Source organism: Phytoactinopolyspora endophytica (genome assembly GCF_004138495.1).
GTDB lineage: Bacteria > Actinomycetota > Actinomycetes > Jiangellales > Jiangellaceae > Phytoactinopolyspora > Phytoactinopolyspora endophytica.
Genome location: NZ_ML142871.1, coordinates 110,489 through 122,931 on the forward strand (window position 1 = coordinate 110,489; position 12,443 = coordinate 122,931).

A 12,443-nucleotide genomic window follows, 5' to 3' on the forward strand; every position below is an offset into this window, starting at 1 on the left:
CTCCCGGTAACGACGCCGGCGTGCCGGATCCGCCAGCAACGAGCACGCCTCCTCGGCCATGGCGGCAGCGTCACCGACCGGTACCAGCGCTCCGAGCCGCCCGTCGTCGAGGACGGCGCGGAACGCCACCAGGTCGCTCGCCAGTACCGGTGCGCCCGCCGCCATCGCCTCGACCAGCACGATGCCGAACGACTCGCCACCCGTGTGCGGCGCGATATAGAGGTCGCTGCTGGCCAGCATGGCCGCCTTCTCCTCGTCGCTGATCGCGCCCAGGAAGGTCACCGCGTCGCGGTGCTCCGCGGGGATGCCCCGGCGGATCTCCTCCACGTCACCGGGGCCGGCCACCAGCAGCCGCACGCCCGGCATCCGCTCGTGGATGGTCGGCCACGCCTCCAGCAGCACCGGCAGCCCTTTGCGTGGCTCGTCGACCCGCCCCAGGAAGCTGATCGCGCCGGCTTCTCCCTGCCACTCGGGCCGCTGTGGCACCTGGAACCGGTCGACGTACAGACCATTGGGGATCAGGACGGCGTCGCCGCCGAGATGCTGGACGACGGTGCGCCGCGCCTCCTCGGAGACGGCGATCCGGGCGCTGAGGTTCTCCAGCGCCGACTGCAGAATGCCGTGTGCGGCGGTCATCGCCCTGGATCGGGTGGAGCCCTGATGGAACGTCCCCACCGCCGGCACGTCGGCGAGCCAGGTGGCCAGCAGGCCCAGACTCATCGTCTCCGGCTCGTGGATGTGCACCAGGTCGAACTTGCCGTCGCTCATCCACCGTCGCACCCGGGTCGCGGCCCGCGGACCGAACAAGATCCGGGCCACCGAGCCGTTGTACGGCACCGCCACCGGGCGTCCCGCCTTCACCACGTACGACGGGACCTCGTCGTCCTCACCGCCGGGAGCGAGTACGGACACGCTGTGCCCGCGCCCCATCAGCTCCTCGGTGAAGTCCCGGATATGGAACTGCACGCCCCCGGGCACGCTCCAGGAGTACGGGCAGACGATCCCGATGTTCACGACGTCACGAGCTCGTTCCGCCGAGGATCATCCGGCTTCAGATCGGCCAGGAACAGTCGTTGTGTCATATGCCAGTCCTCCGGGTGCTGGCCGATGCCCGCCTCGAAGGCATCAGCGACGCGCTGAGTCATGATCGTGATCCTGTTGGCTCGTTCCTCCGGGACCTCGACCGGCTCGTGGAAGTGCAGAACGATGCCATGGTGGGGCTCTCGGCCCTCATAGGCCAATGTCAGCGGCAACAGGACGGATCCGGTGCGCAGAGCCAGCATCGCCGGACCGGGTGGCATCCGGGCCTCCTCCCCGAAGAAGGTCACCGGCACACCGCGCTGCGACAGATCCCGCTCGGCGGGCAGGCACACCAGCCCGCCCCCATCCAGGTGTTCGGCCAGCTTGGACATGACATTGACGTCGCTGCCGGTGAGCGGCCAGATCGTGATTCCCAGCCGCGCCCGGTACGTGAGGAACTTCTGGAACAGCGCCTCGGGCCGCAGCCGTTCCGCCACGCTCGCCACCGGGGTGCCGGACATGCCCGCCCATCCCCCCGCATGGTCGAAGTTCGCCATATGCGGCAAGGCGATCACCACCCCCTGGCCCCGCGCCAGCGGCTCCCGCATCCGTTCCTCGTGTACTGTCCGCACCCGGCCGACGATGCGTTCGCGCTCCCAGTCCCCGATCCGGAAGGCGTCGCACCAGTACCGCATGTAGGAACGCGCGGCGGCACGGCTGAGGGTACGCAGCTCGTCGTCGCCGTTGTCCTTCACCACCCTGGCCAGGTTCCGCTCCAGCCGTCGCACCGACGGTGCCCGGCGGCGCCAGGCGATGTCGGCAATGGTACGGAACGCGGCGTACGCGGCCCGCTCCGGCATCGCACGCACGATCGCCCAGCCCGTGTTGTACATCAACAGCTGTCGGCGGTCCCGGAGGGTCGTCATGCCTGCACCGCCTGCCGGTGAACGTCTCGGACGCGTTGCAGGACCGTCCACGCGCTCGCCGCCATGAGCAGCCACAGCAGAACCTCGAGGACGACCACGGACAGCCCCAGCAAGCCGACGAGGCCGGTGACGACGAGGATCGCCACCAACCGGTCGGCGCGCTCCGCGATCCCACCCGACGCCGTGTACCCCAAGCTCTCCGCCCGGGCACGTGCGTAAGACACGACGGCGCCGAGGACGAGACATGCGATCAGCAGGGTGGTCATCCGAAGGTTGTCCCCGCTCCCAGCGAAATACAGCGCAAGCGCCCCGAAGATGGCTGCATCACCGAATCGGTCCAGGACAGAGTCAAGGAACGCCCCCCAGTTGCTCTGTCGTCCGGACAATCGAGCCATGATGCCGTCGATATTGTCGGAGAAGACGAAAGCGGTGATCACCAGCGTCCCCCAGAGGAACTCTCCGCGCGGGTAGAAAGCGAAGGCGCCGGCCATCACTCCGACCGTACCGATCACCGTCACCACGTCTGGGCTGATCCGCGCCTTGAGCAGCGCGCGCGCCATCGGCGTCAGTATTCGAGTCGTGTAGACCCGCGTGTATTTGTCCAGCATCTGTCTGGTCTTCGTCCAGTCTCTTCAAGGATACAGCCGTATGGTCTGCCCAGCGGCGTCAGTCTGCTCGATGCTCACTCGGCCACGCCATGGTACTGGTGCCAAATCCATCCACCTACTTGCGCATCCTCGTGCCGCGCAGGAGAGTGGCTATACCCACGCACGACGGCCGGCGCCATCGCTCCAGCGCCCGACGGTGAGGAGGCGGCGGCGCCACTCAACGACGAGAGGCAGGGCGCCATGGCGGGTCGACATTCCCATGATCGCAATTCAGGTGTGGCGACGGGTGGTGATGCCACGCCGTCGGGTGTACGTGACGTCCGCAACGTCGTGGTGGTCGGCCACGCCGGAGCGGGCAAGACGACGTTCCTCGAGACGCTGCTCGCCGCCAGTGGAACGATCCCCCGGGGCGGCCGGGTGGAGGACGGCACCACTGTCAGCGACTACGACGACGCCGAGGTGCGCCAGCAACGTTCGGTGAACCTCTCCCTGGTGCCGATCGAATACAACGGCGTGAAGATCAACTTCCTGGACACCCCCGGTTACGCCGATTTCGTCGGGGATCTGCGGGCGGGGTTGCGGGCGGCCGACTGCGCCCTGTTCGTCGTCTCCACGACGGACGCCGTCGACGGGACCACCCGGATGCTCTGGAACGAGTGCGCCATGGTCGGGATGCCACGAGCCGTCGTGCTGACGAAGCTCGACCATCCACGGTCGGACTACGCCGCCACGCTTGCCGCCTGCCGTGACGCGTTCGGCGAGAAGGTCCTCCCGCTCTACCTGCCCAGCCCGTCCAAGGGCGAGGTCACCGGGCTGGCCGGCATCCTCAACCAGCACCTGCACGACTACGCGGACGGCCACCGCGCGGAGCAGGAGCTGACGGCCGAGGACCGCGCCCGGGTCGACGACGCGCGCGGCGAGCTGATCGAGGGCATCATCGAGGAGTCCGAGGATGAGACTCTGATGGACCGCTATGTCAGCGGCGAGGAGATCGACCCGAAGGTCCTCATCGACGACCTGGAGCGAGCTGTATCCCTGGCGTCGTTCTTCCCGGTCATACCGGTCTGCTCGGCCGGTGGACCCGGCGTGACGGAGTTGCTCGATGTGATCACCAGTGCGTTCCCGTCGCCCGCCGAGCATCCGATGCCCGAGGTCAGCACCATCTCCGGCAAGCCCAAGACCGGGCTGAGCTGCGACCCCGAAGGGCCGTTGCTGGCCGAGGTCGTCAAGTCCACCGCCGATCCGTACGTAGGCAGGATCAGTTTGGTACGCCTCTTCTCTGGGACGCTGCGTCCGGACACGGCGGTCCACGTCTCCGGTCATTTCCTCGCCGACCGCGGCCATGACGAGCATGACGAGGACGAGCGGGTCGGCACGCTGTCGTCGCCTCTCGGCAAGACCCAACGCCCGGTTCCACACGCCCGCGCCGGCGACATCGTCGCTGTGGCGAAACTCTCCCATGCCGAGACCGGCGACACGCTCTCCGACTGCGACACTCCCCTGCTGATGAGACCGTGGGACGTTCCGGAGCCGATGCTGCCGATCGCCATCGTCGCCCATACCAAAGCCGACGAGGACAAGCTCTCCCAGGGACTGAACCGGCTGGCCGCCGAAGACCCCACATTGCGGATCGAGAACAACTCGGAGACGCGCCAGCTGGTGCTGTGGACGATGGGCGAAGCGCACGCCGACGTCCTCCTCGACCGGCTCGCCAGCCGGTACGGGGTCAACGTCGACCAGGTGGAGCTACGGGTCCCGCTGCGGCAGACCCTGTCCGGCAAGGGCGCCGGCCGTGGCCGGCATGTGAAGCAGTCCGGCGGTCACGGACAGTACGGTGTGTGCGAGATCGAGGTCGAGCCGCTCCCCGAGGGCAGCGGGTTCGAGTTCGCCGACAAGATCGTCGGCGGGGCGGTCCCGCGGCAGTTCATCGCCTCCGTCGAGAAGGGCATCCGGTCCCAGATGGAGAAAGGCACCACCTCGGCCGGCTACCCGATGGTGGACATCAAGGTCACCCTCCTTGACGGGAAGACGCACAGCGTCGACTCGTCCGACCTTGCCTTCCAGATGGCGGGCGCACTCGCTCTCAAGGAGGCCGCGGAGGCCGCCGGCGTCGCCCTGCTCGAACCCTTCGACCACGTCTCCATCCTGGTCAGCGACGACGACGTGGGCACCATCATGGGTGACCTGTCCAGCCGGCGCGGTCACGTCCTCGGCACGGAGTCGGTGGGCGAGGGCCGCTCACTGATCAAGGCCGACGTCCCGCAGAGCGAGCTGGTCCGCTACGCCATCGAGCTGCGCGCCATGAGCCACGGCACTGCCACCTTCACCCGCGAGTTCGCCCGCTACGCTCCGATGCCCCAGCACCTCGCTGCCAAGGCCCTCGAGTGAATCCGTATCGATGCTGCATTCTGTGTCGGATGCTGCATTCTGTGTCGTAATGGGCCTGGATTTCGACGCTTGGCGACACGAAACGTGGCATCCGGTACGGAATGCAGCATCGACCTCGCGACGTCGGCCCTGTAGCGGCTCGATACTGCTCCTGACCCGCAAGTGACCCACTGGCGGTGACCCCAGAGGCTGAGAGTGGGAACTTCCGTCCATGGTGTGGCGGGCATCAGCGACGACGAGCGTCAGCGAGGAGGAGTCTGCTGGGCGGGGACGGAAGTTCCCACTCTCAGCCCGGCCAGGTCTCCGCTAGCAGCTTGCGGGTGTCCGACAGCAGCTGCGGCATGATCTTGGTGTCGCCCAGCACCGTCATGAAGTTCGCGTCGCCGCTCCACCGTGGCACGACATGCTGATGCAGGTGCTCCGACAGTGACCCGCCCGCCACGCCACCCAGGTTGATGCCGACGTTGAACCCGTGCGGTTCCGAGGCGGCCTTGATCGCCACGATGGCTTCCCGGGTCATCGACGTCAGCTCGGATGTCTCATCCTCGGTCAGTGCCTCGAACTCGCCGACGTGCCGGTAGGTCACCACCATCAGATGACCGGGGTTGTACGGGTGCAGGTTCAACACCGCGTACACCTGCGCGCCACGACGCACGACGAGGCCGTCGTCGTCGGCCTTGGCCGGGATGGTGCACAGCGGGCACTCGTCGCCGTCGCGGCCGTTGCCTGGCTCCCCCTTGATGTAGGCCATGCGGTACGGCGTCCACAGCCGCAGCAACCGATCCGGCACGCTCGTCCTCCCTGCCTTACCGCTCGACCCCGTCTGTCGCCCCCGTTCCGCACGGGCTACGTTACGTCCTGCACACCGTGCGCCGGAGGCCACGGTCGACAGGACGCTGTCGCCCGGCGTCAGACTTGGACGCGCCGCTGGACGGCGTCGACGATCTCCGCGACGGCGTCCTCGACCGGCACGCCGTTGTTCTGGGTGCCGTCACGGTACCGGAACGAGACAGCGCCCTTGGAGACGTCCTCGTCGCCGGCCAGCAGCATGAACGGAACCTTCTGCTTCTGCGCCGTGCGGATCTTCTTCTGCATCCGGTCGTCGGAGGTGTCGACATCCACCCGGATGCCGCGTTCGCGCAGCTTGGCTGCGACCTGTTCCAGGTACGGGGCGTGGTCATCCGCGATCGGGATGCCGACGACCTGCACCGGCGCGAGCCAGGGCGGGAAGGCGCCCGCATAGTGCTCGGTGAGCAGGCCGACGAAGCGCTCGATGGAGCCGAACAGTGCCCGGTGGATCATGATGGGCCGCTGCCGGCTGCCGTCGCCCGCCGTGTACTCCAGCTCGAACAGCTCCGGCAAGTTGAAGTCGAGCTGGATCGTGGACATCTGCCAGGTACGCCCGATGGCGTCGCGTGCCTGCACCGAGATCTTCGGACCGTAGAACGCCGCGCCTCCCGGGTCCGGCACCAGATCGAGACCGGACTCGGTGGCCACCTCCCGCAGGGTCTCGGTGGCGCGGTCCCAGACCTCGTCGTCGCCGACGTACTTGTCCGGGTTCTTGGTGGACAACTCCAGGTAGAAGTCGTCCAGCCCGTAGTCCTTCAACAGCTCCAGAACGAACGTGAGCAGATCGGCGAGCTCGTCCCGCATCCGCTCCGAGGTGGTGAAGATGTGCGCGTCGTCCTGGGTCATGCCGCGGACCCGGGTGAGACCGTGCACCACACCGGACTTCTCGTACCGGTACACCGAGCCGAACTCGAACATCCGCAGGGGCAGCTCTCGGTACGACCGTCCGCGGGAGCGGTAGATGAGGATGTGGAAGGGGCAGTTCATCGGCTTGAGGTAGTAGTCCTGCCCCGCCTTGCGGATGTTGCCCTCGGCGTCGAGTTCCTCGTCCATGTGCATGGGCGGGTACATGCCGTCGGCGTACCAGTCGAGGTGCCCGGAGATCTCGAACAGGTTCGACTTGGTGATGTGCGGCGTGTACACGAACTCGTAGCCGGCGTCCTCGTGCCGGCGGCGGGAGTAGTCCTCCATCTCCTTGCGCAGGACGCCGCCCTTGGGATGGAAGACCGCCAGCCCGGAGCCGATCTCCTCGGGGAAGCTGAACAGGTCGAGTTCGGCGCCGAGCTTGCGGTGATCCCGCCGCTCCGCCTCGGCGAGCCGGTCCAGGTACTCCTGCTGGGCTTCCTTACTCTCCCAGGCGGTCCCGTAGATCCGCTGCAGCTGCGGGTTCTTCTCGCTGCCCCGCCAGTACGCGCCGGCGACCCGCATGAGCTTGAACGCCGGAATGTTCTTGGTGGTCGGCAGGTGTGGCCCGCGGCACAGGTCCTTCCAGGCCACCTCACCACCACGCCGGACGTTGTCGTAGATGGTCAGCTCGCCGGCGCCTACCTCCACGGAGGCCCCCTCCGCGTCGCCGGCACCGCCCTTGAGGCCGATCAGCTCCATCTTGTACGGCTCGGTCGCCAGCTCCTTGCGGGCGTCATCGTCGGAGACGGCGCGGCGGACGAACTGCTGGCGCTCCTTGATGATCCGCTGCATCTGCTTCTCCAGACGCTTCAGATCGTCCGGGGTGAACGGCTCGGCGACGTCGAAGTCGTAGTAGAACCCGTCCTCCACCGGCGGGCCGATGCCCAGCTTTGCTTCACCGAACAGCTCCTGCACCGCCTGGGCCAGCACATGCGCCGTGGAGTGGCGCAGGATGGCGCGGCCGTCGTCGGAAGAGATCTGGACCGGCTCGACCTTGTCTCCGTCGTTCAGCTGCCGCGCAAGGTCCACCAGGTCATCGCCGACGCGCGCCGCGATGACCGTGGTTTCCTCGGCGAACAGGTCGGCGGCCGTCGTGCCCGCATCGACCTGTCGCTCGGCTCCGGCGACGACGATACGGATCTGATCGGACACGACGTTTCTCCCTTGCGTGATGGATTGAACAGATTGACAAGCCCGATCGATGGTACCTGCGTCGCGACGCCCAGGTGCAACGGACGCCCGACCGGCGCCGGCGAATTGCTCTCCCTGGTCAGCAGCGAGCGGCGATGGCCTCGGCGAAACGCTCCGCGGCGCCGGCACAATGCTCGAGGAACAGGCTGGGCTCGGTCAGCTCGAGCTCCAGCAGTACGGGCGTTCCGTCGGCACCCGGAATGAGGTCCACCCGGGCATAGAGCAGGTCTGCTGTGCCTGGTACAGCGCCGAGCACCGCGTCAGCGGTCTTGCGTTCGACGTCCGACGCTGTCCGCGATGTGATGTCCTCCGGCCGGAACAGGCCATCCATGCCACGGTCCGGTCCTTTGAGCATCGGTCCCTTGCGGATGGCGTGGCTGAACTCGCCGGCCATGTAGAGCATCGCGGTCTCGCCGAAGGCGTCCACGGCGGACAGGTACGGCTGGATCATGACGGTTGCTCCCCGCCCCAGCAGGCGGTCGACGTGTTCACCTGCCAGCTCGAAATGCGATGGGTCGTCCACCCGGTAGCGCCCGGTGTCGCCGGAACCGGCACCGACCGAGGGCTTGATCACGTACTCGTTGGCTCCCCTGGCCGGGTTCGCCTGCGGGCCGCTCTGGCTGTCGCGCTCCCCTGGGAGCTCGACCGTGTCACCGGAATCGATCCACCGGGTCGTGACCACCGGCACGCCTGCCGCCTCGAGGTCGCGGAGGTATCGCTTGTCGGTGTTCCATCGCACGACGTCGGGCGGGTTCAGCAGGTGGGGCACTGAGTCGGCCCAGGCCAGGAAATCATCCCGGCGCGACGTGTAATCCCACGTCGAGCGGAGAACCGCGACGTCGAACGACGCCCAGTCCACGGCCGGATCGTCCCAGACCGCGGGTACCGCCTCGATTCCACGGTCGGCCAACGGCGCCAGCAGCAACCGGTCGTCGTCGTCGAGCCCAGCGAGCTCCGAGCACGTGACCAGCGCGATCCGCGGCATGGATATGCACCTTCCCCGTTTGGTCTCTCCACCACCATGCCCGACCCTACGACACGCACCCAACCCGAAGGGCGTCTACCAGATGGCGCCAGGTTCCACACCATGCCTCACCTTTGATCTGCGCCCCAGGGCGCCATATAGCTACGGACACCTCCATATGCATCGCCATAAGACTCTTCGGAGACTTTCAACCCCACTCTTGACAGTTTGCCTCCGCTAAAGTGTGTGTACTCTCGACTCTGCGACTCAATCGGCGAGCAAGCATGGAGGTAACGGTGTGGCGTCGCATGCATTCGTGGATGAGTCGTTCGCCGGAGCCTACATTCTGGCAGCGGCCGTCGTACCTTCGAATGACGTCAATGCAGGTCGGGCAGTGTTTCGGGGTCTGCTCCAGCAAGGACAGCGGAGAATCCACTTCAAGGATGAGCGGCCCAACGGCGAGATCAGGTCTTGGCTGCGATGGGATCTCTGAACCTCAACGCCACTGTGTACGTGACCAAGAACAGCCGCGAAGCGCGTGGGAAGTGCTTAACGCGGTTGGTACCGGACCTCGCCGCCGCTGGAATGAGGCGGCTGATCCTGGAACGCGATGAGGCGCTGCTCACGTTCGACAGGCGTACACTCGCTGACCTCGTCCGTCAGCACTGCCCCGAACTCGAGTACGCCCACCTCAAGGTCCATGACGACCTTCTGCTCACCCTGCCTGACGCCATCGCCTGGTGCTGGGCAAAAGGGGGCCGGTGGCGAGATCAGGTGGAGGCGTATACGCATGAAGTCGCGCTCTGAACGGCGCGAAGCCCCGCTCACCAGTCGTCCGGCTGACTGCGGGGCCCACTTCCTCAGGCTATTGCCCTCGGCTACAACTGCAGTTTAGCAGATTCACGATGTTGCACCGGCATGGCCATGCGACTGTCCCTAGACTCGCATTTTGTTCCAGCGGGCGCACCGCGCAGCGGCTCACCTCGATCTCTAGACTCCAGGGTGTGAGCGACGAACAGGCAACCACTCAGCAGTCCAACGTCAACCGGGTCTGTGTCTTCTGCGGCTCGAACGCCGGAGCACGGCCGGAGTACCGGGCGCTCGCGGAAGACCTCGGCACCCGGTTGGCCGCAGACAGGCTCACCCTCGTCTACGGAGGCGCGCACGTGGGGACGATGGGCGCGGTCTCCGACGCCGCCCTCGCCAAGGGAGGGGACGTGATCGGGGTGATCCCGCAGGTCCTCGTCGACCGAGAAGTGGCCCGCAACGACCTCACCGAGCAGCACGTGGTCGGCTCCATGCACGAGCGCAAGGCCCTGATGAACGAACTGTCCGATGCGTTCATCGTGCTGGCCGGCGGTCTCGGCACGTTCGAGGAACTGTTCGAGGTGGCCACCTGGGGACATCTGGGCCTGCACAGCAAGCCCATTGTGCTGCTCGACCGGTCCGGGTACTTCGACCCGCTGCTGGCCATGCTGGACCACGCCGTCGACGAGGGGTTCTTGAGGCCGGGTGCGCGCGCACTGATAGGCAGCGCCGCCACCATCGACGAGGCCATGGCCCTCATCCGTCGTCCCGCCGAGGCTCAGCCGGCGAACATCTGGCTGCGCCCCGACGAAACCTAAGACTGAAGTTCCGGAACTCCCGGGAACGGGGTCTGGAGGCTCAAGCCCAACCGGGCCACAGACCAACCGAACCTGACTGGCCCGCACAACCCGCCGCCTCCAGACCCCCCTCCCGGGAGTTCCGGAACGGCGTCACACACGGACTACGAGCGCGGGATGATCTTGTCCGGGTTGAAGTTGCGCTGCGGGTCCGCACTGTCGAACAGGCCCTGCATCAGCGCAACGCCCTCGGGCGAGATGTCCTGCGGGAGCCAGGCCGAATGCTCGACGCCGACGGCATGGTGATGCGAGAGCGTCCCACCCGCGTCGATGAACGCCTGCTGAATCGCGGACTTCACATGGTCGTACTGCTTGAGCGGCTCGTCACCGTGCATGAAAGCGAAGGTGAAGTACAGACAGGCGCCCGAGTGGTACGAGTGCGACAGGTGGCACATGATCCACCCCTGTACGCCGATGTCGTCGTAGGCCTTGCGAGCCGATGAGATCGTGTGGTCGTAGAGATGCTGAAGCTTCGACCAAGGAGCGGCGGTCTCTGAGACGTCGCCCGCGGCGCCGCGGTCCAGCAGGAAGTCGCGGAGGTAGGGCGTGTCGAACTTCTTCTGGTCGTACAGACGGCCCGGGCCCTTGCCGACACCGAATCCGCCGTGCCGCTTGACGATGCGTTTGACCAGCTTCTTCTCGTACCGTACGTGCGACGCGCTGCCCTCGTAGCCAACGAACGAGAGACAGATCTGGTCGAGATCCCAGCCCCGTGCCTTCAGCACTCGCATCAGTGCCTTCGTGCCGGCCGCCTCGATGCCCTTGCTCTCCTTGCGAGTGGCGAACGAGAATGCGCTCTCTGGGGCGTCCGATACCCGGGTGACCGACGGGCTCGCGTCGCTTTCCGCGATCTCGCGCATGGCGGCCAGCCCTGCCTCCCAGCTCGGGAAGAAGTACCCGACGATCTCGCGCACCTCCGGCGTGCGGTGCACCTGCACCGTCGCCTCGGTGATCACGCCCAGGCGTCCTTCACTGCCGACGATCATCTCGCGCACGCTCGGGCCGGTCGACGCGCTGGGAATGGCACGGATCGTCACCATTCCGTCGGGACGCGCCACCCGCACTCCCCGAACGATGTCGGCGATGTCGCCGTACTTGTCCGACTGCATCCCCGATGACCGGGTGGCGACCCATCCACCGAGGGTGGAGTGGGTGAAGCTGTCCGGGAAGTGGCCCATGGTCCACCCGCGCTTGCCGAGGTCGCGTTCCAGGTCCGGTCCGAGCGCCCCGGCCTGGATCCGTGCCAGGCCGGCGTCCTCATCGATGTCCAGCACCTGGTTCAGGCGACCGAGGTCCAGCGAGATCACGACGCGTTCCTCGTCCGGCGCCGGCTCGAGGCTGCCGGCGATGTTGCTGCCGCCGCCGAACGGGATCACCACGGCGTTCGCTGCCACGGCCGCGGCGACCAGCTGCTGCACCTGTTCCTCGTCGCCCGGGTACACCACGACGTCGGGGGTCCGCTCGAGCGAGCCGGAACGCACCCGCAACAGGTCACGGATGCTCTTTCCGAAGGTGTGCACCACTCGGCTCATCGCGTCGACGTGCACGTGGTCCTCGCCGACGATGTCCGCGAGCTCGCTCTGGAACGAGTCGCCGATCCGCGACTCTGGCACGTCCAGCGTGTCGAACTCCGGCACGTAGACCGAAGGGGCGGAGACGTCCAGCCCGATGGCCTTCTGCACGAACGGTGCGAACTCGGGCTTGTTGCGGTGTTCGAAGGCGATGCCTTCGTTGCCCCAACCCCACCATTTCATGTGCCGCACCTCGGTCATGCCTTCTCCCTTCGGCGAGCCGGGTTGGTCCGCTGCCTCGTCTGAGTCGTTCATAGCATGCAGCCGGTGGACCTCGGCGGCCAGCCGCTCGGTGAACGCACCCGCCGACTCCCCCGGCAACGCCCACACCGGAGCACCGATCGAGACCACCACCG

At 66.9% G+C, this 12,443-nt stretch carries 10 protein-coding genes; 3 read left to right on the top strand and 7 right to left on the bottom strand.

Translation table 11 applies throughout. The features are described from left to right. The 3 genes from ELR45_RS30580 to pgsA form a co-directional block, all read right to left on the bottom strand. The coding region (locus ELR45_RS30580) for a glycosyltransferase family 4 protein (protein ID WP_205857581.1) at nucleotides 1–1,014 on the bottom strand (1,014 nt) is incomplete at its 3' end. Continuing rightward, nucleotides 1,011–1,946, bottom strand: coding sequence for a phosphatidylinositol mannoside acyltransferase (locus tag ELR45_RS30585; protein WP_129669659.1), 936 nt, complete (start codon nucleotides 1,944–1,946; stop codon nucleotides 1,011–1,013). The genes ELR45_RS30580 and ELR45_RS30585, both read right to left, overlap by 4 nt. Further along, nucleotides 1,943–2,554 (bottom strand): phosphatidylinositol phosphate synthase, encoded by a 612-nt coding sequence (pgsA, locus tag ELR45_RS30590; RefSeq protein WP_129669660.1) that lies wholly within the window; start codon nucleotides 2,552–2,554, stop codon nucleotides 1,943–1,945. The genes ELR45_RS30585 and pgsA overlap by 4 nt, the downstream gene beginning before the upstream one ends. A gap of 240 nt (nucleotides 2,555–2,794) precedes the next feature. Here pgsA and ELR45_RS30595 point away from each other — a divergent pair, with 240 nt between their 5' ends. Further along, the gene (locus ELR45_RS30595) at nucleotides 2,795–4,942 is read left to right on the top strand and encodes an elongation factor G-like protein EF-G2 (RefSeq protein WP_129669661.1); all 2,148 of its coding nucleotides are present in this window, start codon (nucleotides 2,795–2,797) and stop codon (nucleotides 4,940–4,942) included. 286 nt (nucleotides 4,943–5,228) lie between these two features. On the opposite strand, the gene ELR45_RS30600 is transcribed toward ELR45_RS30595, so the two are convergent. From ELR45_RS30600 to ELR45_RS30610, 3 genes are all read right to left on the bottom strand, one after another. After that, nucleotides 5,229–5,693 carry an HIT family protein gene (locus tag ELR45_RS30600; RefSeq protein WP_129669676.1) on the bottom strand — a complete coding sequence of 155 codons (465 nt, stop codon included), beginning with the start codon at nucleotides 5,691–5,693 and terminating at the stop codon, nucleotides 5,229–5,231. A gap of 158 nt (nucleotides 5,694–5,851) precedes the next feature. Continuing rightward, nucleotides 5,852–7,849 (bottom strand): threonine--tRNA ligase, encoded by a 1,998-nt coding sequence (gene thrS, locus ELR45_RS30605; protein WP_129669662.1) that lies wholly within the window; start codon nucleotides 7,847–7,849, stop codon nucleotides 5,852–5,854. Nucleotides 7,850–7,967: 118 nt separating this feature from the next. After that, the gene (locus tag ELR45_RS30610) at nucleotides 7,968–8,873 is read right to left on the bottom strand and encodes an ATP-grasp domain-containing protein (protein WP_129669663.1); all 906 of its coding nucleotides are present in this window, start codon (nucleotides 8,871–8,873) and stop codon (nucleotides 7,968–7,970) included. A gap of 459 nt (nucleotides 8,874–9,332) precedes the next feature. On the opposite strand from ELR45_RS30610, the gene ELR45_RS30615 reads away from it, so the two are divergent. Both ELR45_RS30615 and ELR45_RS30620 read left to right on the top strand, forming a co-directional pair. Further along, nucleotides 9,333–9,659 carry a hypothetical protein gene (locus ELR45_RS30615; RefSeq protein WP_129669664.1) on the top strand — a complete coding sequence of 109 codons (327 nt, stop codon included), beginning with the start codon at nucleotides 9,333–9,335 and terminating at the stop codon, nucleotides 9,657–9,659. Between the two features lie 197 nt (nucleotides 9,660–9,856). Continuing rightward, the gene (locus ELR45_RS30620; protein ID WP_205857582.1) at nucleotides 9,857–10,477 is read left to right on the top strand and encodes an LOG family protein; all 621 of its coding nucleotides are present in this window, start codon (nucleotides 9,857–9,859) and stop codon (nucleotides 10,475–10,477) included. 143 nt (nucleotides 10,478–10,620) lie between these two features. Here ELR45_RS30620 and ELR45_RS30625 read toward each other — a convergent pair whose 3' ends face one another. Further along, entirely contained in the window at nucleotides 10,621–12,288 is a 1,668-nt protein-coding gene (locus ELR45_RS30625) for an FAD-binding oxidoreductase (RefSeq protein WP_129669677.1), read from the bottom strand. Nucleotides 12,289–12,443: the final 155 nt, after the last annotated feature.

Excerpts from the sequence above, each read along its gene's own strand:
- ELR45_RS30600 (WP_129669676.1), bottom strand. The coding sequence starts at position 5,693 with ATGGCCTACATCAAGGGGGAGCCAGGCAACGGCCGCGACGGCGACGAG.
- ELR45_RS30585 (WP_129669659.1), bottom strand. The coding sequence starts at position 1,946 with ATGACGACCCTCCGGGACCGCCGACAGCTGTTGATGTACAACACGGGC.
- ELR45_RS30595 (WP_129669661.1), top strand. The coding sequence starts at position 2,795 with ATGGCGGGTCGACATTCCCATGATCGCAATTCAGGTGTGGCGACGGGT.
- pgsA (WP_129669660.1), bottom strand. The coding sequence starts at position 2,554 with ATGCTGGACAAATACACGCGGGTCTACACGACTCGAATACTGACGCCG.
- ELR45_RS30610 (WP_129669663.1), bottom strand. The coding sequence starts at position 8,873 with ATGCCGCGGATCGCGCTGGTCACGTGCTCGGAGCTCGCTGGGCTCGAC.
- ELR45_RS30615 (WP_129669664.1), top strand. The coding sequence starts at position 9,333 with ATGGGATCTCTGAACCTCAACGCCACTGTGTACGTGACCAAGAACAGC.
- ELR45_RS30625 (WP_129669677.1), bottom strand. The coding sequence starts at position 12,288 with ATGACCGAGGTGCGGCACATGAAATGGTGGGGTTGGGGCAACGAAGGC.